The following is a 22921-nucleotide window of genomic DNA, read 5'->3' as shown; positions in this document are numbered from 1 at the left end:
GGTCTTATCAAAAATTAAATGCCTATGCGTACGCCCAGTTGTACCGTTTTGAACTGTGGCTCCAGCGTATTGTCGATACCGTTGGTAAGCAAATTGCCGGTAGGCGCAAATTCAGGGTCGTAACCCAGGTATTTGGTGAAAGTGACCAGGTTGTTACCGGTAGCATAGATCTTCAGGTACTTGAATCCTTTATACTTCAGCGGCACATCGTAGCTTATCGAAAGGGTGCGCAAACGCATGTAAGAGCCGTCCTCGATCCAGCGGTCAGAGAACGAGGCATTGCCCGATGGGTCGCCGTATGAGGCACGTGGCTGGCTGGTCACCTGGCCATCGCCGCGCCACCTGTTCAGCATGGCCAATGATTGATTTGCCGGTGAGCTGCCCGATTCGATCTGGCGACGGGTATAGTTGTACACCTGGTTACCTTTGGTAAAGGTCACCAAAGCGTTAATGCTGAAGCGTTTGTAGGTCACACCTGTAGTGATGCCGCCAGTGAACTCAGGGTTAGGATCACCAATCACTTGCTTATCAGCATCGTCAATGATCTTGTCGCCATTCACATCAACAAAGCGCATATCGCCACCACGCTGCGGTACCAGGTCGCCTTTGGCATTGCGGTAAGATATTCCGGCTGCAGCTGCTTCTGCATTGGTGGTATAAACACCGTTGGTCTTGTAACCGTAAAATACTCCCGCTGGCATACCCACCTGGGTAAGTATAGTAGCGCCAGCGTACGAGGTTTGCATGCTGTTACCCGGCAACGCGGTGATCTTGTTGCGGTAAGTGGCGATGTTAAAGCCCAAGTCCCATTTAAGGTTAGGTGTGCTGATGATACGGCCGTTCACCGACAACTCCACACCGCTTGTGCGCATACCACCGTTGTTGCTCATCACATACAATAAGCCTGAGGCAGATGGCGCGGTCTCCTGGGTCAGCATTTTGCTGGTGGTGTTGCGGTAATAGTCGGCACTGATGCTTAAACGCTCTTGCATAAAAGAGGCATCAAAGCCGATGTCGAGCTTTTTGTTCAATTCCCATTGAAGGTAAGGGTTGCCAAAGCTGGCGCGTACCAGGCCTTGCATACCTAACAAGTTCTGCGACACGTAGTACTGGCGTGCGGCATAGTTGCCAATATCATCATTACCGGTAAGACCATAGCTGGCACGCAATTTCAACAGTTCGATAAAATTAAGGCTTGACATGAAGCGCTCAGATGACACCACCCACGCAGCTGAAAGTGATGGCAACACCGCCATCTTAACGCCACCTACGTTCAATCCATCAGCCTCTTTACCAAATCGCGATGAGGCATCAGCACTCAGGTTGAACGCGAAGATGTACTTGTTATACAGCTGGTAATTAGCGGTTAGATAGTTATTTATCCAGCGGTACTTACCCAGTTCGCCACCGGTACGACGCAATGCGGGGTCGCCTGTACCTACCGAGATCAGCTGATCTAGAGCAGAATTGAAACCATAGTTGAAGTTGGTGGAGGTGTTATACTGTGTGTAGCGGGTACCCAAGTTCAGACCAACGGTGTGAATACGGTCAAAGGTGCGGCTGTAATTGATCCGCGTATCGCTGTAAATGTTGTACAAACGTTGCACCTGGCTACCCAAACGGCTATCTAGTATTGCGGTGGCCGTGGTATCATTAGCCACACCGGCACGTGGGATGAAGTAGCTCTCTCTTACCTTATCGGTAGTGATACCGATAAGCGTTTGTGCCGACAGGTACCGGTTGAACTGATATTTAAAATTCAGATTACCAAAGAAACGGTAGTTGCGGTTATATTCCTGAGCATTTAGCAGTACCGATTCCGGGTTACCGATGCCAAAGATGTCCACATCGGCCAAGTTAGGCGACTCGACACCGGCGGCGTTGGTTTGCCTTACACGCAGAAAAGGAGCTTTTACCAGGCTCAGGTAAAGTGGATTGGTCTTTGGTGACACACCCTGATCTTTAAGCGTTTGCTGGTTGTAAGTGAACGAGAAGTTAGCGTTCACGGTAAAGTGCTGGCTTATGTTCAGGTCGGCATTGAAACGGGTATTGAACCTGCTCAGGTCGGTCATGCGGGTGATGCCTTTATTGTCGGCATAGCCTAACGACAGCACATAGCGGGCGATATCATCACCACCCGAAACGCGAAGATTATAGTTTTGGTTAAAGCCATTTTTGAAGGCTTGCTTTTGCCAGTCGGTCTCGTTGTGATAGTCGGCATAACCGGCTGCCGACGGGTTGTCATTAAAGTAAGGTTGTGCAGCGATCTGCTCCGGTGTCATGCTGCTGGTGCGCAGCAGGTCTGACAGGTATGTACGATAGTCGCCGGCCTTCATCATTGGCAAACGGTAGCCAGAGTTGATGTAGTTGTAACCGCTATAGATACCCAGGTCGATCTTGGTGGCCAGTGCCGGGTTACCATTGGTAGATAACAGGATCACGCCATTGGCGCCTTTAGTGCCGTAAGCACTTGCCGCGGCGTCCTTTAACACCGTGATGTTCTGCACATCGCGCAGGTCAATGTTGCCATAGGGATTGTGCACATGGCCTCTTATGATCGAGCTTCCGTAATGGAAGGTGTCATAGATCATTCCATCAACCACTAACAAAGGCGCGTTAGTGCCTACCAGTGAATTGAAGCCACGCAGGAAAAGGTTAGCACCGATGTTGGGCGTGCCCGAGCGGCGCACCACGTTCAACCCGGCCACTTTGCCCTGCAGGTAGCTGTCGGCCGTTTCCAAGCTGGTGGGCTCCCAAGCACCTTGCGTGTTCACGGAACTAACGGCATTAGCTGTCTGGTTCAGTGGCACGGTGTTATAAGGAAATTTAGCCACATCGTATATCGAGTTGTATGCATCCTCGAACAATATGATCACCGGCAACTTGTTGCGGCCTTTCAGCGGCACTTCTTTAGGCTGATAGTCCTGGCCCTTGATCAATAGCAATGCATCGTAATTGGGTACGCTGATGGTAAAGGCACCCTTTTCGTCGCTTATGGCGGCTGAGTATTGGGCCACGCTAATGTTCATACCTGACACGGGTTTGCCCGTGGCAGCATCTTTCAAAACGCCGCTGATCTTTTTGCCCTGTGCACGGGTCAACGAATCAGCCTTGTAACGGGCCACGCTATCCACCTGCTGCCTGGTCAAACTATCTGTTTGCGCATGGGCTTTAATACCACCAAGCACGCACATAAAGAATAGTATCAAATAAACTGATCTGGTAAAATCTTGCATAGTAAGCTCTGTGGTATTAAAGTATAGGAGTAAGTTTGATGTAATCGGCGGTAAATATGTTGGTATTTAGCGCGGTGCCGGTGCTGCCCTGTAAGAACATGTTGATCGAGTTGTACTTGGTCACATTGAGGGTACCGCCGGTAGAGTTGATGGTAGCGCCCGGTACCACACTTACCGGTGCACCGGTAAGGATCACTTCGTTATAATTCAACGGTGTGACGGCAGTATAAGGGAACTGCACCAGCGAGGTGTACGTAGTAGTGCCCGCAGCCGGCGTGATCTGGCTGAAACCTAAACGCTGCGATATATTGGTCGGCGTGGCGTAGCCAAAGTCATTAATGCAGCGCCAGCTTACACGGTACTGGCAGGTGTAAAGGTTGCTGATCTTGTAAGCCGCAAAGTAAGATGCCGGCAGGTTAGCTCCCGACACCATCAGATCCTGATAAATATTACCGCTCGGATCTTTCTTGGTGCGGTACTGGTAATTATCACGCCTATCGCTCCGTTGGAAAAAGCTTGGCTTCTCCCCTTCTATCACGATCGGGGTGATCTTGCTGCTCAGCGTAAAATCCATACTGCTTACCACGTACACCATGCCGTTACTGGCAGTGTAGCTCTGCACGATCGCGCTGGTATTTACAGGTACGGCAACGCCTTTGACCGAAAACAGCGGCGATGTGGTAAGATCAGCTTGTTTGATCGAGCCTTTAACCGCAACGTCCTTAAGTACGTTATAAGCGGCCAGTATATTCATGGTGGTATCAGTAGAACTGGTGGCAAAGAAGCGGCTAACCTTATTACGCTCAGCAGTGTAGGCAGCGTCAGTAAGTACAAAGTAGGTGTATAGACTATCTTCGCTGGCCAGATCTGCCACATTCCTGAAGTATTTGTTCTGATTCACCAAACCTGTACCGGGTACCAGCACCGGCTTACCGGTAACGGGATCAACGCTGGCCACCGTGGCCTTCGAAGTATCCACATAAGACGTATCCTGCCTTAGCAGATAACCCTTGTGCAATAGACCTACGTTGCTCAAATTCCTGACGTACTCTGAGATATTCATCTTAGGCGATAGTGCCTTATTGATTACATGCAGTACACCATTGCTCACGTACTGATCAGGAGCGGTGATGTTGGCCTCCTCTACCGTGGTGGCTGAAAAATTCACCTTTTTACCATTCAAGGTACGGATGCGCAAGGTGGGCTTGGCATCGCCAGTGAAATACGCCAGGTTGGCGATGTGATTATTTACGAATACGCGGAGTTTGGCGGTATCGGCAACTACGGCCGGATCTACGCTTTGTAGTGCCTGGTCATCGGGTGCCCAAACGGTATAGGTCTTTGATGCGGCCAATACCTTATCGTAACCCAACTTGGTCAAATAACCGGCAAAAGTGCTCAGGCTTTTATTCTCCTGTATCTTTTGCATCAGGTTCTTATCCAGCTGCTGGTCGGTCACGGCAGTGCGGTCGCTCCATTGCTTTTTGCATGCCCACAGCGTACTTACCAGTAACGCGAGGGCCAGCATATATCTATTCTTATAATTATTCATTTATTGGTCGGTCAGTATGTGTTTGATCTGATCAGCAGCTGATCGTTAAAATGCGGTCTTTCCGTCGCGGGTCAGCTTGGGCAATATCTGGCTTGGCATATCGATAGGCCTGAACTCTACCACATCCATCCAAATGTTCACGCTACCATTATCGCCGGTGGCCGCAAACTTGATGAAGTGCCTGTCGGTAGTGGTCACGTTGATCACGCCCACCATCTTGCTCACGTGGCCGTTCGAGTTGCTGGTCAACGGTGATTGTGTATAGCGCTTTAGGTTTTTGGTCTCGAGCAAAGCGTCACCATCCCTGTCGCTTACCACTTCTGAATAGGCGAAGGTGTTAGGTAAAGCCTGATTATCAAAGCTTACTACCACAGGTAAGTTACCGGCGTTGCGCTTCCAATCTACCCAAACCTTGTAACGTCCTCTAACCAATAACGGGGTCTTGAAGGTAATATCAGACATACCATTGGTACCTGGCCTAAAACGGTCACCAAAGATCAGGAAGTCACACCCGTAGTACCAGTCGCTTGCGGCAGGAACCGCAGCGGTGGTACCGTAATAAAGCTTTTCTCCAGCAGCACCTTTGTAGTTCCATGACACGTCGGCAAGGTCGCCGTTGATGTATGGCACAGTGCCCTTGCCCAATGCGCGGTACACACCTGGTGCACGACGGATCTCAGGCTGATCGGCCAGGTCAAAATAGATGGCTGTAGGTTTGCGCACTTTGATCTTGTAGTTGGCAGCAGCCGAGTGCAATACACCGTTAGATGCTGAATTGTCGCTCAATGAGCGGTCGATCTGGACGCCGGGCTCCAGTACACCGTTAAAGTAATCGTTGTTCAACAACACCTTCTCGCCGTCGAGCATACTGGTGGTCACCTCTAATGGGGCCAGTGTAGGGTGCGACGATGCGGCCACCACATCAGACAGATATGCCAGTTCAGGGAACACGCGGTAAGCCACGAACAGATACAAACTGTCTGTAGGATTTTTAGGGTTGCCCGTGGTCGAATATTTAGCTTTCAGGGTACTGAAGTCTGGGATGCCTGCCGCCGCGAACACAGAATTGGTTTGGGCGATGAGGGTCAGATACTTTCGGCTTACATTGGTTTGGGCGGTGCTGGCCACGTTCAGGCTGTCATAAAACCCGGTGGCCTTTAACGCTTCGGACATGATCGAGTATTTTGGGTCCTGCTCCACCATTTGAGCCAGTGTTAACGAGGCTGGCAGCAATACGTTATCGATCACATGGATCAGGCCGTTACCGGTGGAGATGTTACCCTTCACCAAATTAGCCTGACGATTGATCGTGATACTTGACACGCCGCTGTTATTAGCCGCACCTGTGATCAGGTATTGGCCCGAAGTCGTAGGTGTACGCATCTTACCATCAGTGAATAATTGTGTGCCTATGGTGTCAGAGATGAGGCTTATGCTGATGATCTTTTTGGCGGTGGCCTCATCGATATTGTCTACACTGGTCTTGCCGCTGGCTTTCAGATAGGCCTTAACGCCATCGTTGGTAGAGGCGAACAGCGTATAAGCGCCGTAGGTGTTCAGGAAGCTCGAGTAACCCGCCTTATCAATGATCTGCTTGAACATCGAGAATTGGTTGGCGTCCTGTTCAAGGTAGCTATACATGTTCACCGTTGTAGTAGTGCCGTAAGTGATATGTTCACGTTTGCAACCATTCAACAAAAACGCCATCAAAATGCCGGTCATTACGATCATGGCTGGCATTGCCCGTTGCATTGATTTTTTCATTTTGCTTACAATTAAGTTCACTAACTATTTGTAGAAAGGATTTTGGATCAGGTTTGGATCGGTCTGTATCTCGTACTGAAAGATCGGAAAGTAATGGCTGTTCTTATCTTTCAATTTGTTGAGCGCCGATTGCTGCACGGTACCGGGTACCGATCTGATGGCTGCCGCGGTCAATAGGTCGAGGCGGGCGTAATTATTACGCTTGGCATTACGCAAAAGGTCATACCAGCGCTTACCCTCATAAGCCAGTTCGCGGGCACGTTCGCGCAATACGTAGTTGGTCACGCCAGCCACATCTTCGGGCGACGGACTCTCAGCCGATACAGTGATGGCATGGGCACGTGTACGTAAAGTGTTGATGATGGTCAGTGCATCTTGTCCCCTGCCGATCTGTGCACAAGCTTCTGCTTTCAAGAGTAAAATATCGGCATAGCGGTAAAATATCCAGTGCGCGTATGACACATCTTGCGTACGGGCCACATCAGGCGTTAAGCCAATGTACTTGTAAATGCTTTGATCATCAGGACGGATCGAAGCATCGATACCACGAAGGTCAAAGTTGATATCATTCACCAGATCCACCCCGAACACCTCATCAAGCGTGTTCGGACCTGCCAGGTACCTCCTGCGGTTGGTGGAGAACATGGTGAAGTATGGATTGAGCGATTGCTGATCGAACTGGAGCTCAAAGATGCTCTCTGCGGAATTGCCCACACCATAAAGAATATTGAACCAGGAGTTGTTGTTACCAGCTACCAACCCGAACTTATTGGAGTTGATGATCTTATCGGTAGCGGCTATACATTCGTTGTAATTATCCATCCACAGGTACACATCGGCCTCCATGGCATACACGGTGTAAATGGTCACGCGGCCTTTGTCGCTGGCGTTATCGCCGTAAGTAGTGGTCGCATACGTTTCGGCCAGTTTAAGGTCAGCAACGATCTGTTTCAGCACATCTGGTTGTGGGGTTTTAGCCAACTGCACAAGTTCTGAGTCTGATGAAGTGGACTTCAGCTTCAGCGGAACATCGCCAAAGCTGCGAACCAGGTAAAAGTACATGAGTGCACGAATGGTGAGCGCCTCGGCCAGGTAACCCCGCAATTCAGTATCAGTAAGGGTGGCATCCACATCTTTTACGCCGGGCGCAAAATCGATGATGGTGTTGCAAAAATTGATCACCCGGTAAAAGTTACGCCAGTCGGTAACACCGTTGGTAGATAGTATGGTAGCATTGACAACGTTCAATTCGTCAACACCCATACCCAGGCCTGGTGCTATCATATCGGCTCTTAATTCGCCCCAAACAAAGAATGACTCTGCTGGCGCCGGGCGACCACCGAACGGAACTTGCATAGCGATATAGCAACCAATAACGGCCGACTTGATCTGCTCTTTTGACTGCCAGAACTTATCGCGGGTGATGCCGTCCTGAGGGCGTAGCTCGAGGTATTTGTTGCATGAACTCACCGAAACAGTAAGTGACGCGATCAGGAGCGTTTGAAATATTAATTTTTTGAACATAAGCTTGATCGGTATTAAAATGATGCGGTTAAACCTAAAGTGAACTGTTTGAGAGGTGGCGTGGTCGAGTAATCTACCGTTTGCTGTGTGATACCCTCGCCTCTTGTAGATACCTCCGGGTCCTGGCCAGTATATTTGGTAAAGGTGAGCAGGTTCTCAGCAGTGAGGTACATACTCAAGTTCTTGGTCTTTAACCTGCGAGCTAACGCTTTATTGAAGGTATAACGGGCGGTTACCGAACGGAACCTCAGGAAGGTTCCATCCTCTACGTAACGGTCAGATCCAAGCCAGTTGTAACCTGCACGGTACAAGGCACGTGGCATATCGGTCTCATCGCCCGGTACGCGCCATCTGCGCAGTACCGCAGTACTTTGATTGTTGAAACCATACATGCTGGTGGTACTCATTTTGGTACCGTTAATGATCTGGCCGCCGGTGCGGAAGTTGAAGAACGCTTGTATCTTCAGGTTACCCTTAATGGTGAACGTCGGACCGAAACCACCGGTGAATTTAGGCGTCCCATTGCCGAGGTAAACCACGTCCTGATAGTTGATGTTACCATCATGGTTGATGTCCTCGTACATAGAATCACCTGCCTGGAACTGGTAATCAGTAGCCGGGTAGTTGAAACGCATTTGCACCGGTCTGCCGTCAGGGCTCAGTATCTTATTGCCATTGGCATCACGGGCAATGGTCGCATCGGCATCTTTGTAAACGCCTTTGAACTTGTAACCATAGAACGACCCCAATGGATTGTTCACCTGTAACAGTGACAAGTACGAGCCGTTGGTATTAGTATTACCAGTTTGCGTAGGATAGTACGGTGATACTGAACGCAACGCGTTCACGTTGGTAGCGATGTTAAAGTTAAAGTCAATGATGAGGTCCTTGGACTTGTATGGCGTACTGAAAATACTCAACTCAAAACCCTGATTATCCAGCGTACCGGCATTCAGCAACACTGAGTTGTAGCCATTGAACGATGACAAATTGATCGTAGTGAGCAGATCTTTGGTACGGTTACGGTATACGCCGAAGTCAACGTTCAAACGGTTCTTGAACATGATGATATTGATACCGGCATCCATACCCTGCAGGTTCTCCCACTTCAGGTTATCTAACTGGATGTTGTTAGGGTAAAGACCCGATTGCCCAAGGTAATTGGTAGTGGTGTTCACATAGTTATTGTAGAACAGGTAATCGCCATTGGGAGCACTACCACTCTCGCCGTAACCACCACGTAAGCTCAGGTCATCAAGCCAGCTTTCGGTACCTTTCATGAAAGGCTCGCCCGATATACGCCAGCGTGCCGACACTGATGGGAACAGACCGTAACGTTTACTTGAACCAAAGCGTGAACTACCGTCGCCACGTAAAGCCGCGTTGATAATGTAGCGATCGAGCAACTTGTACTGACCATTGATCAATGCTGATGCGGTGCGGTATTGCGATATCGATGAAAAGATGGCGCCATCGCTTGTTAACCGGCCCGGTGAGGCGGGGTCTTGCAATTGGTCCGACGCTGTGTTGGTGGCCAGCTGACCTTGCGTTAACGAACGCACGTCATTGGTTTGAATAGACAATAAACCGGTGAACGAGTGCTTAGGGTTCAGCTTTGGCGTGTAGACCAGATTTGATTTCGTGGCGATGTTGTAAGTATCGTAGTCAGAGATAGAAGCCCTGTTCACGTTGGTTTCGGTGTAAGGACGACCAGTAGCCTGTTGAGGTAAAAAACGGTTCTGTTTACCGTTATTGATGTCGAACACCACATCACTTGTTGCGTTTAGGATACCCGGAACCACATTGTACTGGATGTAAAAGTGGGGCGTAATACGGTCATTCACCAGGGTGTTGATGGCCGAATTGGCCATAGCCACCGGGTTGTAAGTGGCAGGGTACTGACCCTGAACGTTCGATGCCGGTGTAAAGTAGTTAGGCGTTAATATTCCGAACTCATTGTACTCATAAATTGACCCGTTAGGTGCACGGATGGCCGCTATAGAACGCACACCATCGCTTCCTGTACCGTTGTTACTTGCCGCGTAGTTGTACTGCGTGTTGGTATGCGCATACGATACAAACGTGGTAAAGCGAATACGGTCAGACACGATGTAGTCCAAATTCAAACGGGTGTTCAACCTGTTCAAGCCTGTACCAACCGTAGTACCTACCTGGTTGTTATAACCTACTGAGGCAAAGTATCTGGCCTTTTCGCCACCACCTGATATGGAAAGGTTATTGTCCAACACATTACCACGGCGCGAGATAGCCTTGATCCAGTCGGTGTTCTGGCTGTAGTTCTTATAGTAATACAGGTTACTCGGGTCATATTCAAATTCTTTGTTGGTAAAGGTGTTCAACGGAGCGCCCGTAACGTTCATCACCATCTCCGGGATGAAGGTAGAATACTGGTCACCTGTAAGCAGCGGTATACCGCTTGGTTGCTGGGTAGTGGTACCTTTAAAAGTATAGCTGATGGTCGGTGCACCCCTGGTACCTCTTTTGGTGTTAATGATCAATACGCCATTTGCCGCGCGTGAGCCCCAAACCGCAGTAGCTGCCGCGTCCTTCAGGATGGATATATCCCGAATGTCGGACGGAGCGATACTTAAAAGGTCAGCATACTGGGTGTTATCGGCGGTAGCAAAGTTAAAGCTCGAAGGCACTGAGGTCTCGAAGGGCACACCATCTACCACGATGAGAGGGTTGGTAGCGCCGTTGATGGTACTGGTACCACGGATCTTGATCTGCATACCTGCACCCGGGTCACCCGAGTTCGACACGATATCCATACCGGGAACACGTCCCTGTATGGCCTGATCAATGGTGGTGGCCTGTAATTCCTCTACATCCTTAGCGTTCAGCGTAAAAGTAGAAGTGGTCTTGTCGCGGGTGTCGATGGTCAGTCCGCTACCGTTATTCACCTGTGAGCGGGCCGAAACGGTCACTTCACTTAACGAGTTGGCGTTGGATTCTAATGTGGTATTGAAGATCCTACGGGTGCCGATATCTAATATCTTGGTCTTGTAACCAATGATGGAGATCGAAAGCTTGTGCGTAACGTCGCTTACCTTGATGGCAAAGTTACCGTCAATATCGGTGGCTACGCCGGTAATGGTACGCTTGTCTTTATCCTGCTCTACCACAGTAGCGCCTACCACAGGCAGTTTATCTCTTGAGTCGGTGATCCGGCCTTTGATCAGTACCCGTTCGGCAGTTTGCGCATGTGCGTGCACAGCCGAGAGGATAGAGATAGCAACGACCAGGTAATTAATTAGGTATAAGGTTTTTCTCATAAATCGGTCGCTGATCATTAAAGGTTATATCTTAAATAATTGTCGATCTGGTGGAACAAGGTGCGGGTACCCAGATTATTCGACGTGGTGCCATTCACTACTCGGGCCACGCGGCCAAAGCTGTCGGTAACGGTCATGTTATTTAGTTGATTGTACACCAGCATCTCTACCTTGTCACCCAATAGATTTGTTAAAAAAGTAGGGAAACCGCTTTGGGTAGAAGCCTTTTTGCCATCGGTAGCTATGGTGGCACCATCCAGAATGTGGTATTGTATGAAGCGCGCCACCTTGGCTTTATCATCAGCTGATGATGGGTTGTAGGTGAATGTTACGGTGCTGCCAGATACCGTTCCGGGTAAATAACCGTCACGTACTGCCTGTTGCATAGCGGCCCTGGTAGGGATAAATATGGTATAGCTGGCTCCCGCCACCAAACCTGCTATCTCCTGATTGGTCGGGTTGTAAGCCGTTGAACTGATCAAATATTGATAAAAATCATAGTATGGCGCAGTAGTGGTATTTGCATATTTGGCGATCTGTGACGACAGTGTATTTACCGGATATTCCATAGAACCGCTGCTCAGGTAGTAAACCCGTCCGTTCACGTAATCACGATTGCCACCCACTCCTATCGTTTGGTTCTTTTCTACGTTGCCACCGGCGAATACCGTGTTGCCGTTCCACTTGATGTACTCGTTGCCGTAGGTCTCGATGATACCTTGGCCGGCAAGGCTATTAAGCTCATTGTTAGGCGTTGGTACGATATGCAGGTTGATCAGCCTTTGCAGGTTATCGCGCGGACCGTTGCCGCTGGTCGTGGTACCGTTGAGGGTGTACGTGAATTGTGCGGTCGACGTATTATAATCATAACCCATGGCACGCAGCGTAGCGTCAGGCACCATGAACAGCGTATAACGAATGCCCGGATTGGTCACTGCTATCTTCACATTATTGAGGATGCGCGTCATGAGCGAGTAGTTGGGATCGAGGTAGGCCCTTGCATACACGGTGCTGAACACGTTGGCGGCCTGCACCTGATTGGTGCCATAGAAAAGACCGTTGCTGCACAACTTCTTTTCAATGATGTTATTGCTCACGTTGAACCGGGCCGGCTCGCCTAAAAAGTTATTGGTGGTGCTGAACTTGGTCGGCCATACAGATGTAGCGAACAGGTGAGAGTTGATCAGGTCGGCAATGATGCTGCCCGGCAACTTGTTCACGGCGCCATAGAACTCAAGTATAGTATTATTCAAGTATTGCGTAAACACCGTGTTGTTGGGGATGAACATAGAATATCCATCGGTCTGTCCATCGTTGTCCTGCAATTTGACATAGTTCTCGTTACCGAAAGCGTAGGCCAACAGGTTGGAGTATTGCTTGATATATACCTTGTTACTTTTGCCGGTAAGGGTGTTGTACCGTGAAGTAGCATCGGCATTTTGGGTGTAGGTCACCATGTACTGCTCTACCAACTTCCTGAACTCACTGTACTGGCTATTGCCGGCCAGTTGCTGCTCCAGGCTCGGAAGTGCCGATATCACCCGATCGATCTCATGGATCACGCCGTTCTCGGCCAATATGTCGCGGTTAACTACAGTGCCGTCGGCAACGTTAAAGCCGGTGTAGGTGCTGTTAGGGTAGAAAAAATTGTAATCCGTAGCACTCAAACCCTTGGCTTGCATGAACGATGAATAGAAGTATGGTATATACTTGTTATTGTTATCGCCAAAAACAAAATTGGTGGCGTTATTACCTGCGTTCCGGTTGGCCGACAGCAGCACGGTCGAACTGCCATCCGGACCATCGCCGGTGTAAAAACCATCATAATATGCCGTGCGGCGTTTATAAGCATTGTTAGCCACCCAGCCCGCCTGCGATTGATAATCAGCAATGTGGTCGGTCTTGAAAGCGTTGAACACCAAACAGTAGGTCACGATCTTACGGGCAGCCGTTGAGTCTATAGCTGCCAGCGTAAGGTTGTTATCTGTAAAGTATTTTTGAAAAGCTGCATCGTTAGGTGCAAAAAAGGTCCAGTAACCGGCGGCACTCAGTGTGTTCTTATAACCCGAGCGGTCGATCACGGTCAGGAGCGTCTTGAAGTTGCCCCGTGCGTCCAGCACCTGATATATGGGTGGTTGCAAATTGTCAGGACGGCCGTAATACTCTTCAAAGGCAGCTTTTCTGCAACTTGTAAAGAGTATTAGCAGGCAAAAAAGGGCACAAAGATCTCTAAGTAATTTACACTTCATACGAGGTCTAAATTTTAAATGGAATGATTAATGGGAAAGGGATAGAGCTAACTGATCGCTCGTATTTCACTTGATAAGTATCGGTTCAACAATTATCAAATAGAGCGTTGCAGCAAGCCCGGAAAGATCAGGTAAAAGTTTATTCATACGTTGGGTTTTAATTGGTTAAGTAGGTAGTATATGATATTGGCAATGCGATATACTATCTTATCGAGAACTAAATTATTGACAACCTTAGCCGCAACCGTCCTGCACTGTCTGCGAACACATGCACTTTTTTCATATTGTCAGATCGCTTGGTGAGTTCTTAAAATATTGTCAAGTTTCTGGACAATATATTACAGAGAGACGGCCTACGGCTTAAAAAACGGTCATAGTATTTCGTTCACTTTTAAAAAAGATCGTTGGGATTTGATCAAAGAAGACGATTCAGTGTTCTATGAAGTGGATCCCATCATTTAACGCCGTCTGCCATCGATGAGGCCTTAACAAACTCCGACGGAGAGACCGCGAACTCGGCCTTGAAGCATTTACGGAAATAGTCCACATCGTTAAAGCCTACCATGTAGGCCACCTCGCTAACGTTGTATCGGCTATCCTTCAGCAATACTTGCGACCGCTTTAGCCTGATGCTTCTGATCATGTCAGCTACGGTGAGTCCACTGATCGCCTTTAGCTTGCGATACAACTGACTGCGGCTCATGCCCACCTCATTGCAAAGGTCATCTACACCCAGGTCGGTATCACTTATCCTTTCGTCGATATACCGTACCAAACGGTCGAGCAATCGTTCATCAGGCGATACCGCATCGTTCACCTGCGCCTGGATCACCACCTTTGCTTTGTACTTGTCGCGCAACTTCTGTTGCTCCAACAACAGATTACGCATCTTCAGACTCAGTAGCCTTACGTTGAAGGGTTTGGTCATGTAATCATTTGCACCGGTCTCTATACCCTCTATCTGGTATTCGATAGGGGCACGCGCAGTAAGCAGGATGACCGGTACGTGACTGGTATAGGCGTCGCCTTTGATCCTGCGGCAAAACTCTAGGCCGTCCATCTCCGGCATCATCACATCGCTGATGATCAGGTCGGGCAAATGCTGGCGGGAAAGATCAAGCGCTTGCAGGCCATTCTCGGCCTCCAGTATCTGGTAGTTGTCTACAAAACAGCTTTTTAGATATTTGCGTAACTCATAATTATCTTCGGCTAAGAGGATCAGGGGCAGGCGGCCGTCTATATCTACCCTTTCGTTCACCGGCATTGGCAAAGCATCAGAGGTGTCTGGCAACTCTATCTGCGCAGATGCTTCTTCATTCACCTCCCTATTCAATAACTCATCCTCTGAGTAAACAACAGTAGGAATGGTCACTGTAAAGCGGGTATATCGGGAGCCGTCGTTTGCCTGATCACTGGCCACTGTGATGGTTCCGCCATGCAACTCGATCAAAGCGCGTGAGTACGAAAGCCCAAGTCCGGTCCCTCCCCTGTTGAGCGCTCCGGCCTGTTGGAACGGCTTGAACACACGCTCCTGATCTTGCTGAGCTATGCCACAGCCATTGTCGGTAACAGTGATCTGCACTTCCGACTTTGTGCCTGTCCGCACGACATCTAATCCTACCTGAATTGCGCCACCGCTATTGGTGAACTTTAACGAGTTGGATAAAAGATTCACGATGGTCTTCTCTACCTTGTCGCGATCGCAGGATATATAAAGCTTCCGGATATCGGTCACGAGTTCCAAGGCAATATTCTTATCGGCAGCGAAGCGTTTGAATGAACTGATGACCTGTTCGATGAAGCCGATGATCTCGGTCTGTTCCTTGCGCAACACCTCATGGCCGCTCTCCAGCCTGCGGATGTCCAGCAATTGATCGATCAGTTTGAGCAACCGGCTACCATTAGCGCCCATGGTTTGCAGATGACCACTCGCTTTAGGGTCGTCGCCGATCTGTTCCTTCAACTGTTCGATAGGTGCCAAAATGAGCGATAGCGGCGTCTTGATCTCGTGCGATATATTGGTAAAGAACTCGATCTTGCTTTGATGCAACTCCAACTCCTTTTGGTGAACAAGCGCTTCGTACCCCAATTTGGCCTTCAAGCCAATAAAGCGTCTAAAATAGATGTATACCGCACGCAAAATAAGTGCGGCTATGATCACATAAGCCAGGTAGGCCCAGCCGCTTGCCCACCACGGCGGATACACTTTTATAGTAAGCACCCGTGGCTGAGGGTTCCAAATCCCGTCACTATTAGCCGCGCGTACCTTGAACGTGTAGTTACCGCTGGATAGATTGGAATAAGTAGCTACCCGCCTGGATGCATCAGTATAGATCCAATCCTTATCAAAGCCTTCCAGCATGTAGGCATAACGGTTGCCTTTAGGACTGGCATAATCAAGCGCCGCGAACTCAATGGCGATACTTTTGTCCTTGTGATCAAGTGCTATCTCGTTGTTGAGGTATAACGGCTTCGACAACAATACCCGTCCGTTCACCTCCTTACCTACCTCCACCGGTATGTTCAATACCTGCAATTCGGTAAGTACGATGGGCGAAATGGTATGATCATCGCGGATGCTATCAGGATAAAAGGTGTTGTACCCCCTATTACCGCCGAAATACAGCATTCCGGTTGGACTTTTAAATACCGCTCCATCGGAGAACTCGTTGCTCTGCAATCCGTCATGAGCCGAATAGTTCCGCACAGCAAAGGTTCTTTTATTGATGCGCGATATGCCCCGCTTGTGGCTCAGCCAAATATTGCTATTATCATCTTCAGTGATCCCAGCGATCGTGGCGTTCGACAGTCCGTTGGGTGACACCGAAAAATGTTTGAAGGTGCCTTTTTGCTGATCGAAGCGTTCTAGTCCGTTGCCGGTACCGATCCATATGAAGCGTTCGGCGTCCTCAAATATGCTGTACACCCTATCGTCGCTGAGGGAATTCTTATTCCCATCATCATGATAAAGGTATCTCACGGTCTCCAGTTCGCCAGCTTTATTCAATTTCAGCACGCTCACCCCGCCGCCTTCGGTACCCACCCAAAGTTGCTTACGGTGATCCTTCAAAATAGTGACCACGTGCGAACTGGCCAGTGTTTTGGCTGGGTCGAAAAACTTCAGCTTGTTGGTCGCTGTTACATATTGGTAGATGCCGCCCCATGTTGATATCCAAAGATCATGGCCCTCATCTTCCATTACCCCGTAGACCGATAGGTTGGGCGGTAGGTCGATCCTGCGATGTTTAAATTGCCCGTTCGTCGGGTCGTACCGGTCCAAGCCCTTTTTAGTGCCCACCCAGGTGCGGCCTTTCGAGTCACTGAAAACCGTTTTGATCAGGTCGCTGCTTAAGGTTGAGCTATCCTTATGTACCGCCCTGAATTGTAGGGTCGAATGGTCTTTCCTAACCATGATCACACCCTTATCGCGCGTACCTATCCAGCGGTTACCAAATTTGTCTTCGGTTATAGACCTGACGATATCATCGGCTACCGAGGTCGACCCGGCCGAGTGCTGATAGTGGGTATGGAATGGTTTTCCTTTCAGGTTGGCCTTGTTGAAGCCATTACTAAAGGTACCCACCCAAAATAATTGGTTATCATCCAGATAGATATCGGTCACATAACTATCATTGAGCGACCAGCGGTCCATACGGTCAGAGAGGCGCGGCTTGCGGATACCGGTCCTAAGGTCGGTCTCTAATAGGGCATTCGCCTCATCGTCCATCTCCCACTTGGTGTTGCCATATATAAATTCCACGTTACGACAATGCGTACGGTGATTCAACAGGGTAAGTAGCATGGGCGCTATCGCTTTGCGCGGGTAGCGTTCAAAATTATCGTGCTGATAGTTGTAACGGCAAATGATATTGGTATCGAAGGTCTCTATCCACAGATCGCCGTTCTTATCCGTGATAACGTTGTGGATCCGGCTGTTTATGATGCTGTTCTTATCGGCAGGGTCGTACCGGTAAATGCGGAACTTGTAGCCATCGAACCGACAAAGGCCCGACCACGTGCCGAACCACATGAAACCATATTTGTCCTTTGATATACCATGTATGGTGTTTTGCGGCAGGCCATTCTCTGATGTCATTTGCTCGAAACGCAATTCAGGCGTTTGCGCTACCACGCACAGCGGCACAAGCAACGCGATGAGCACAAGGCGGATCACCCGGTAAAATATCGTCAGATCAGACATAAAGGTCGACATGCTATTTCCGACCGGTCAGTTGGCTTTGCTCAACGACCATGCGCCGTACAGTAGCATGATGTTTTTTAATAATTGGTATCTCAAATCTAAGAAATTTATGTGATCGCTGTGCCGGGTGTCTAATAAATTAGAACAGTGCATTTCTGGAATAAAAACACTGTTTTTAGGCAGTTTGACACGATTCTCATGGTATTATGACACGTTTTTACCGGACTCAAAAACGTCAGCCCGGTAATTTTGGATATAACCAATAAGCCGGAACCCAACGCCGGCTACAGGCCACACCAACCAATTATTAAGCTATGTATACTAACTCTACTTACCTGACCGAGCGGCCAGCAAAAAGGGCACCATCCTTTTCGGGCGTTATCGACCTCAACAAGATCAAGATCAATGTAAAGTCGGCTGTTCCTATTTCATCACAATTGGCGCAGCAGTTACAAAAACTTATCGAGAACGCCAGTTTTGATCGCAGCCAGCCTTTGCCGTCATTGAATACCTTAAGCAAATTGTTGGGCATTGCCCCGTCTACCGCTTTCAGAGCGTACAACCAATTGAATAGCCACAACCTGGTGGTATGGATCAAAGGGAGTGGCTTTTTTGCCAAGCGTTAATTGATCTGCCCACTATAGCCAATGGCCTGTGCTTGATCACAAGTACAGGCCATTTTTATTTACAGTTGATCAGCGCTGCTTAGGCCGTATCAATAAACTGGACCTTCGGATACGGTGATTCAACGGCTCCTCGATACACTTGTACAAAAATATAGAGATCAGGTTAAGGAGAACAAACTGCAATACCAGGTTCACCACATCGTTCTCGAACGGAGAATGCCAGTCGAGCCGGCGGCGGTCATACCACTCGAATACCTGATCATTCAACAGGTTGAGACCATTATTCAGCAGATCACGAAAAAAGCCAAGATGGATGAGGTAAAAGATGAAAGAGCTTTTACCCAACAGCTCGGCTAAAGGTGAGGCTAACGCCTTTTTCAGGAAGGTGGCTTCGGTGATCAATCCATAAAAGAATATGGCGATCACTGAAGCAAGCACAAAATTATTGATCACGATGCCTATCGGATGATGTAACCCTGCCGACCATCCATGAGGTATGGGTAGCAATCCCATCACGACCGGACAAACAAAAATCAGTGCGAACGCCGGGTAGGTATAATTCGACCTATTACCATTAGGCATCCCCTTGTTCAATAACACGAGCGCCAGATATATTCCCGCAAAGAACTCGAAACAGCGGCCAAAGAAGGTATGGATCATCATAAAGGTCATGTTGCCGAAGAAGCCATACCAATCTAAATGGCCAAACATCAGTACCAGCAAAGCACCTGTGGCAATGATCACCACCGGCTGCAAGAGCAGCTTTTTGTATCGTTTATGGAACCAAAAAGCAAAAGGTGCCGCAAAATAAAAACACTCCTCTACTGTGAGCGACCACCCTTGTGCTATGCCCGTGAACTTAAGGTCATTGAAGAACCCTCTTAAAAATGTAAGGTTCATCAACAAGAGAACAAAAGTGTTGGGCAGGGCGCTACCGGCATTTGCATCACGAGTCAAGTAATCATATACAAAAGCGCAGATCGTAAGCAGGAAATACATCGGGTATATGCGAGCGATCCTATTCTTAAGATATTGCCTGAACCGATCGGACGTGAGATAAAAATTATAATAATATCGATAAGTGATCAGGAAGCCCGACAACACAAAAAATATAGTTACCCCTATGTGGAACTCTTGTAGAGATCTTTGCACGATATGCGGGAAGCTACCATCGAAAACATAGTCGTAATGCGAGATGAAAACGAGGTAGGCAGCCAGGGCACGTACGCCCGTGAGCGCCGGGATGTACTTAGGTAAAGGTTGTTGGGTCATGTAGCACAGCGATCAGATTTGCGATCACCCTATCCGATCCACAAACCTGGCTCCATTCGATCACAGTGATGCCTGCGACCGACTCAAGCCGATTGTAAGCGGATGTGAAATGTGGTTCCTTCGTTCACTGCTGACTCGAACCAAAGCTCGCCACCCAGTGCCTGTACGAACTCATAACTTAGCGTTAGGCCAAGCCCTACACCTTTCTCCATATTGGTGCCATACGAGGCCTTAATGCTGGAATGGAATGCGTTCTTTTGCTGCTCCGCGGTCATCCCGATGCCGTTGTCCTGAATGTGGATGATCACATCGTCACGCTCACGGCTACATCCAACGCTCACCTTACCATGCTGGTGAGTGAACTTCACGGCATTTTGCAAAAGATTACGCGCAATGATCTGAAGGTGGTCAGCATCGGCCATCACATTCACATCATCACTCACCTTTACATTGATATCGATGTTTTTGGTAGCGGCCGCGTACTGGATGGTTTGCGTCACCTGCTCTACCACTTGTAGCACGTTCACGGGTGTTAGGTTCACGGTCATGCTACCTTCCATTTGGTTGCGCGACCACGACAGCAGATTGGTGAGCATCAGTCCTGTATTGTTGGTGATCTCGCTCAGTTGGGTCTCAATGCTGTACCGGGTAGGGTCATCGATATCGACACGGCCCAGCAATTGCAGGTAATGGTTGATCTGCGCCAGCGGCGACCGTAGGTCGTGCGCAATGATGGAGAACAACTTACTTTTTTCAGCATTGGCCACGGCTAAATGATCAGCCTCGTCAATGGCCAGCCTGTTCTCGCGGTGATAGTTTGTACGCAATACGTAAATGGCTAGGAAGATCAATACCGATGAACTGATGTACACATAGAACATATCGGTGTGCCGTTGAAGCGCGGTAACGTAGCTGTGATCGATCCACTGCGGAAACTTTAGCTCGGCGCACTGCACGCCGAAAACCATTAGTACGTTGATGCTCAATAGCGCGAACGCCGAACGGTAAGGCACATAGGTACACAGCCCGATGAAAGCCGCGCTATACATCAAAATGGTCGGACCACCGATACCATCGTTCTCAAAATAACTAAATGCCAAAAGAACATTGAGCAGAACGGCGTCTACGATGACGCACCACTTAGTCATGTGCTTGAAGCGGGAAAAGTACAGCAATATCACGTAATAAAGGAGATTGACCGCAAAGGTTAACGCCACACTGTAAGCGCCAAGCAACAGGTAAACGATCAAGTTGAAGACCGCTATGACCGCGCTGAACAGGATCAGAGAATGGAATACTCGACCCTCCAGTTGAAATTCATCAGTACGCCCTACAAGATGCTTCCACCCTTTGATGAACGCTTTGATCAAAGGGTATTGATGGATCTTTATCGACATCTAATATGAACCGAAGATTAATGACCTGAACTTATACGACATTTGCCGAGCAAAATGCTAATACGCTTCTAATTTCGCGATTTTCCACCACATAATACTTATCTATTTTTCGGTAATGAGCTTTACATAGGATAAATATCAACGGGCGGTATGCCGCTAAAAACACCTGCTGTAAAGCTGGTAAAAATACCAGCGAGTTAGTTAAGATCCCAGTTTTGAAAACTGCGGGTTTACACCCGGTAATAAGATCTCGTGGTATTATAATATTGCGGAAGGTTTAAGGGTGGCGGCAAGGCTCCTATTTTGATATTCACTCCGATCGTTTTCCTGGTATACTAACGTTCACGGCAGTAATATTTGGCAGATGCTTCGGCCTCACCCTCAAGCTTCCCTAATTGATAAAACTCATAATGCCAAAAAGCATCCTGATCGTTGATGACGAGGTCAACACCACTTTACTGTTGGCTAAACTATTACAAAAGCAAGGCTACCATGTACTTACCGCTTTCAATTACGCGGCAGCAGTGTCGCAGTTGAAGCGACCGGTAGACCTGGTGCTGACAGACTATCGCCTTGGTAACGCCACCGGGGGGCACCTTTTGCAATATATCAATCAACATCAGCCAGATGTTCTTGTGGTGATGATGACCGGCTACCCTGACGTAAAACTGGCCGTTGAGCTGGCTCGGAACGGTGTTCATGATTACCTGGTGAAACCACTCAACACGGCCGAATTGATCGAATGCATCGAAAACGCGTTGACAGAACCGGAGGCGGAAGCTGAGTACCATTACGTAGCACCCATTAAAGCACGACCAATGGTGACCGGCATCAGCGCTATATCAAAGGCTATACAGCGCCATATCGAGCTCATTGCTTCCACGCGATGCAACGTGGTTATTCAAGGCGCCAGTGGTACCGGTAAAGAACACATGGCACGCAGCATTCATCAGCAAAGCGACCGCAGTGAAATGCCTTTTGTAGCGGTGGACTGTGGAACTTTAAGCCTCGAACTTGCACCAAGCCAACTTTTTGGCCACGAAGCGGGTGCATTCACTGGTGCCGATACCTTAAAGGTCGGGTACTTTGAGATCGCCAATGGTGGAACGCTTTTTTTGGATGAGATCGGCAATCTGTCCTACGATGTGCAGGCCTTATTATTGCGGGTGATCCAGGAGCAGAAATTGAAACGGGTAGGTTCTATAAAGGAACATTCTATCGATGTTAGGATCATTGTGGCCTCCAACCGCGACCTCCGCTCTGCCGTGAAAGTAGGTACTCTTCGTGAGGACCTTTACTACCGCCTTAATGAACTGACCGTTGAAACACCGTTATTGAGCCAACGTACCGAAGACATCCGTCTGTTCGCGAACAGCTTTCTGGAAGAGGCCAACGCGGAGACCGGAAGGAGCATTGCTGGGTTCGATGATGATGTGATAGATCTTTTTGAAGGGTATGAATGGCCGGGCAACATTCGCGAGTTGCGTAATATGGTAAGGCGTGCCGCTTTGCTGGCCACAGGGAAATACATCACTTTAAAGGAATTACCGAGCGATATCATTGCCGCGCAGCTCCTTAAACACGGGGACGAACAAGAGGTACTCACCGTCCTCAAGGCCGAAAAAATGCTTCAATTCCTCAAAGGCGGTCGATACACGCATGAACTGGGCCACATCCTGACCGTTCTGAAGAACACGAATTATAATCGGACGCGAACGGCCAACCTTTTGAACATTAATCGCAAAACTTTATATAACCGGTTGAGAAAAGCTTGCGCCTGATCGACCCACCGACTCATATCATA

The 22921-nt window shown here is 48.8% G+C and carries 11 protein-coding genes; 2 read left to right on the top strand and 9 right to left on the bottom strand.

All coding sequences use genetic code 11. The annotated features are described in order from the left end of the window. Positions 1 to 14: 14 nt before the first annotated feature. The 7 genes from LLH06_RS08450 to LLH06_RS08420 form a co-directional block, all read right to left on the bottom strand. Positions 15 to 3236 carry a SusC/RagA family TonB-linked outer membrane protein gene (locus tag LLH06_RS08450; RefSeq protein ID WP_228172861.1) on the bottom strand — a complete coding sequence of 1074 codons (3222 nt, stop codon included), beginning with the start codon at positions 3234 to 3236 and terminating at the stop codon, positions 15 to 17. Between the two features lie 16 nt (positions 3237 to 3252). Beyond that, positions 3253 to 4788 (bottom strand): fasciclin domain-containing protein, encoded by a 1536-nt coding sequence (locus LLH06_RS08445; RefSeq protein WP_228172859.1) that lies wholly within the window; start codon positions 4786 to 4788, stop codon positions 3253 to 3255. Positions 4789 to 4833: 45 nt separating this feature from the next. Further along, positions 4834 to 6552, bottom strand: a complete 1719-nt coding sequence (locus tag LLH06_RS08440; RefSeq protein WP_228172857.1) for a fasciclin domain-containing protein — start codon at positions 6550 to 6552, stop codon at positions 4834 to 4836. A 24-nt stretch (positions 6553 to 6576) separates the two neighbouring features. Next, positions 6577 to 8076, bottom strand: coding sequence for a RagB/SusD family nutrient uptake outer membrane protein (locus tag LLH06_RS08435; protein ID WP_228172856.1), 1500 nt, complete (start codon positions 8074 to 8076; stop codon positions 6577 to 6579). A gap of 14 nt (positions 8077 to 8090) precedes the next feature. After that, positions 8091 to 11372, bottom strand: coding sequence for a SusC/RagA family TonB-linked outer membrane protein (locus tag LLH06_RS08430; protein WP_228172855.1), 3282 nt, complete (start codon positions 11370 to 11372; stop codon positions 8091 to 8093). 17 nt (positions 11373 to 11389) lie between these two features. Next, entirely contained in the window at positions 11390 to 13513 is a 2124-nt protein-coding gene (locus tag LLH06_RS08425; protein ID WP_228172854.1) for a fasciclin domain-containing protein, read from the bottom strand. Positions 13514 to 14075: 562 nt separating this feature from the next. Beyond that, positions 14076 to 17822: a hybrid sensor histidine kinase/response regulator transcription factor gene (locus LLH06_RS08420; RefSeq protein WP_228172853.1), complete on the bottom strand. Its 3747-nt coding sequence runs from the start codon at positions 17820 to 17822 to the stop codon at positions 14076 to 14078. A 314-nt stretch (positions 17823 to 18136) separates the two neighbouring features. Here LLH06_RS08420 and LLH06_RS08415 point away from each other — a divergent pair, with 314 nt between their 5' ends. Then, positions 18137 to 18448: a GntR family transcriptional regulator gene (locus LLH06_RS08415; protein ID WP_228172852.1), complete on the top strand. Its 312-nt coding sequence runs from the start codon at positions 18137 to 18139 to the stop codon at positions 18446 to 18448. 69 nt (positions 18449 to 18517) lie between these two features. On the opposite strand, the gene LLH06_RS08410 is transcribed toward LLH06_RS08415, so the two are convergent. Both LLH06_RS08410 and LLH06_RS08405 read right to left on the bottom strand, forming a co-directional pair. Further along, entirely contained in the window at positions 18518 to 19720 is a 1203-nt protein-coding gene (locus LLH06_RS08410) for an acyltransferase family protein (RefSeq protein WP_228172851.1), read from the bottom strand. An 83-nt stretch (positions 19721 to 19803) separates the two neighbouring features. Next, positions 19804 to 21117 carry a sensor histidine kinase gene (locus LLH06_RS08405; protein WP_228172850.1) on the bottom strand — a complete coding sequence of 438 codons (1314 nt, stop codon included), beginning with the start codon at positions 21115 to 21117 and terminating at the stop codon, positions 19804 to 19806. Between the two features lie 410 nt (positions 21118 to 21527). Here LLH06_RS08405 and LLH06_RS08400 point away from each other — a divergent pair, with 410 nt between their 5' ends. Then, the gene (locus LLH06_RS08400; protein ID WP_228172848.1) at positions 21528 to 22898 is read left to right on the top strand and encodes a sigma-54-dependent transcriptional regulator; all 1371 of its coding nucleotides are present in this window, start codon (positions 21528 to 21530) and stop codon (positions 22896 to 22898) included. Positions 22899 to 22921: the final 23 nt, after the last annotated feature.

This window comes from Mucilaginibacter daejeonensis (assembly GCF_020783335.1).
Lineage (GTDB): Bacteria > Bacteroidota > Bacteroidia > Sphingobacteriales > Sphingobacteriaceae > Mucilaginibacter > Mucilaginibacter daejeonensis.
This window is presented reverse-complemented; position numbering and strand designations above follow the sequence as displayed.

Bases quoted from the DNA above. Each gene is read 5' to 3' on its own strand.
- LLH06_RS08405 (WP_228172850.1), bottom strand. From the start codon at position 21,117: ATGTCGATAAAGATCCATCAATACCCTTTGATCAAAGCGTTCATCAAA.
- LLH06_RS08415 (WP_228172852.1), top strand. From the start codon at position 18,137: ATGTATACTAACTCTACTTACCTGACCGAGCGGCCAGCAAAAAGGGCA.
- LLH06_RS08450 (WP_228172861.1), bottom strand. From the start codon at position 3,236: ATGCAAGATTTTACCAGATCAGTTTATTTGATACTATTCTTTATGTGC.
- LLH06_RS08435 (WP_228172856.1), bottom strand. From the start codon at position 8,076: ATGTTCAAAAAATTAATATTTCAAACGCTCCTGATCGCGTCACTTACT.
- LLH06_RS08410 (WP_228172851.1), bottom strand. From the start codon at position 19,720: ATGACCCAACAACCTTTACCTAAGTACATCCCGGCGCTCACGGGCGTA.
- LLH06_RS08400 (WP_228172848.1), top strand. From the start codon at position 21,528: ATGCCAAAAAGCATCCTGATCGTTGATGACGAGGTCAACACCACTTTA.
- LLH06_RS08420 (WP_228172853.1), bottom strand. From the start codon at position 17,822: ATGTCTGATCTGACGATATTTTACCGGGTGATCCGCCTTGTGCTCATC.
- LLH06_RS08445 (WP_228172859.1), bottom strand. From the start codon at position 4,788: ATGAATAATTATAAGAATAGATATATGCTGGCCCTCGCGTTACTGGTA.
- LLH06_RS08430 (WP_228172855.1), bottom strand. From the start codon at position 11,372: ATGAGAAAAACCTTATACCTAATTAATTACCTGGTCGTTGCTATCTCT.
- LLH06_RS08440 (WP_228172857.1), bottom strand. From the start codon at position 6,552: ATGAAAAAATCAATGCAACGGGCAATGCCAGCCATGATCGTAATGACC.